1 protein-coding gene is annotated in these 2,756 nt (G+C 40.7%); it reads left to right on the forward strand.

The genetic code is table 11. The annotated features are described in order from the left end of the window. The first annotated feature begins 712 nt into the window (after positions 1 to 712). The gene (ltrA, locus tag LI091_RS18250; RefSeq protein ID WP_154781075.1) at positions 713 to 2,620 is read left to right on the forward strand and encodes a group II intron reverse transcriptase/maturase; all 1,908 of its coding nucleotides are present in this window, start codon (positions 713 to 715) and stop codon (positions 2,618 to 2,620) included. Positions 2,621 to 2,756: the final 136 nt, after the last annotated feature.

Here is a 2,756-nt window from a genome sequence, read left to right on the forward strand (position 1 = left end):
AGTGCGACACGTTCGCAGGCGGTAAAAAGTCTGCGCACAGTGTTGGTTTATTAAATCATAACCAGTCTGTGAACTGGTAATCCGATAGGTGGAATGATGGGGTAACGCCCTGAAACGTCTATCCTTGACGGACTTGCGTCAGCTGTAATGGTTGGGGTGAGAAGCTCCGTGACAACGACCGAGAGTAGTCGTAGGAATCTGCCAAAAGATTCTCGAAAACGCCCCAGAGGTGGGGTGCGCTACCTATAGGTCTAGGATCTATAAAATATCTATGATTAGAATGTTTACTTTGGCGAGTAAACTGACGAAAACTGCGAATGTACGGTTCTAAAAGAAGACCATATAGAAATGTATGGGTGCGTTAAAGCGCAGTCAGTGTGGTTCAGTAGAAATTCGCCCTACGAACGACCATGTTGTGTTACAGGCACATCCAAGCTGACAGGACTATAGCAGAGATCTAAGGATATATGTACAGATAGGATTATCGGAACGTGGAAAGGCACCAGATTCCATTAGAGGATAGCCTGACGAAGAAAATAAGCAGGTGAACTGGTGCTGAAAAGCCGTGATCGAACTTATGATGAGTTCTGCGAAAAAGAGGAACTCGGAGGAATGGTCACAAGTCGGTTGAAATAAACAGGCATTATTCAGTCTAATGATAAGGATTACGAGTAAGACCAAAAGGGTCACTTTCGAGAGGAGGTGATGCCTTATGCCAAAGAAAAGTAAAACATTATGTGTAGATGACCTGCGTCATGCGGAGTACTACGGAATGCAAGGTACTTTTGATGAACTATATCAAAAAAGTCAGAACGGTGAAGTATTTGAGAATCTTATGGATTTGATACTGAGCAGGGATAACATTTTACTTGCGTACCGAAACATCAAAGCGAACAAAGGCAGCTACACGGCAGGAACAGACAAAAAGAACATCACAGATATTGGGAGTCAAACTCCTGATGATGTGGTAAAAAGAGTGAGATTTATTGTTACGGGAAGCGAACACGGCTACAGACCAAAGCCTGTAAGACGGAAAGATATCCCGAAACCAAACGGAAAAACACGTCCGCTGGGAATCCCATGCATATGGGATAGGTTGATACAGCAATGTATCAAGCAGATCATGGAACCAATCTGCGAAGCAAAGTTCTGCAATAATAGTTATGGATTTCGTCCGAATAGATCCGTTGAACATGCCATTAACAGAACCTACACCATGCTTCAAATGATGAATCTTCATTATGTTATTGAGTTTGATATTAAAGGATTTTTCGATAACGTAAATCATAGCAAGTTAATCAGACAGATATGGTCGCTGGGTATCCATGATAAAACGCTGATTTTTATTATCAAGCGAATACTAACAGCTCCAATTAAAATGCCCGATAATACAACGGTACTGCCCAACAAGGGTACACCACAGGGAGGAATTATCTCACCACTACTGGCAAACATCGTTCTAAATGAATTGGATTGGTGGATAGCTAGTCAATGGGAGGAAAATCCGATTGCTATAAGCAGAGGGCGAGAAAGAATAATCGGAAAAACTAAAGTTTTTGATAAAAGCCATGGTTATAGGATTATGAAAAACACAGAAATGAAAGAAATGCATATCATTCGGTATGCGGATGATTTTAGGATTTTCTGTAGAACGAAAGAGGACGCAGTCAGGACAAAAGAAGCGGTTACGGCGTGGATTGAAGAGAGGTTGAAATTAGAGGTGTCCCCTGAGAAAACAAGGATTGTGAACACCAGAAAACGGTGGTCAGAGTTTCTTGGATTCAAAATAAGGGTAAGGCTGAAGCATCATAAATATGTGGTGCAGTCGGCAATCTGTGACAAAAAGGTTGAAATTGAAAGAGCAAAGCTAGTGGAACAAGCGAAAAACATCGCAAAACCCAGAGAGAAAAAAAGTTGTTTATCAGAAATTCAGCTATATAACTCTATGGTGTTAGGCATACAGAATTACTATCAGCTTGCCACCTGTATCAGTATTGATTGCAGAGAACTCCATAGGCGAGTAATGACAGTTTTGACGAACAGGTTAAATACAGAAACAGGAAGTATGCTAAAACATGAGGGTGGAACTATCACCCAAGCAGAAAAGGAAAGATTCGGACAGTCAAAAATGATTCGATATGTTTCAGGAATTGACCAGATGATCTATCCGATTGCATTCATCAAAAATAAAATACCGATGGCGAAGCGATCAATCGTTTGTAGTTATACAAAAGAAGGTCGTGCTCCGATTCATACAGAACTTAACCTTAATCAGTATGTTCTGAAAGGACTGAGAGAAAAAATATCCGTTGGTCATAGCACAGAATACCATGACAGTAAAATATCTTTATTTTCTGCTCAAAAGGGAAAATGTGCAATCAGTGGAGAAGAATTCGCAGATGCGGAACATGTAGCTGTATGGCTCAAAGTACCAAGAGCACTTGGTGGATTTGAAAGATATAAAAACATGGTTCTGATTCACAAAAAATATCTGATTCTGTTACAAGAACTGCCCCAAGCAGTAATAAAAGACCTGATAAAAACACTCAATATCACAAAAAAGATGCTCGTGAAAATCAATAGTCTGCGAGAGCAGGCGAACCTGTCAGCAATAATATAAAACTTAAATTTGGTGACTGATTAAATGTCTCGTGAAGACAATCGATGGAGCGCCGGATGCGGTGAAAGTCGCATGTCCGGTGTGAAGTGGGGGAAAAGGTGGAGATAATATCAAAACCTTACCTATCACTATAGGC

This window comes from Blautia sp. MSK20_18 (genome assembly GCF_020553125.1).
GTDB classification, from domain to species: Bacteria; Bacillota; Clostridia; order Lachnospirales; family Lachnospiraceae; genus Blautia_A; species Blautia_A fusiformis.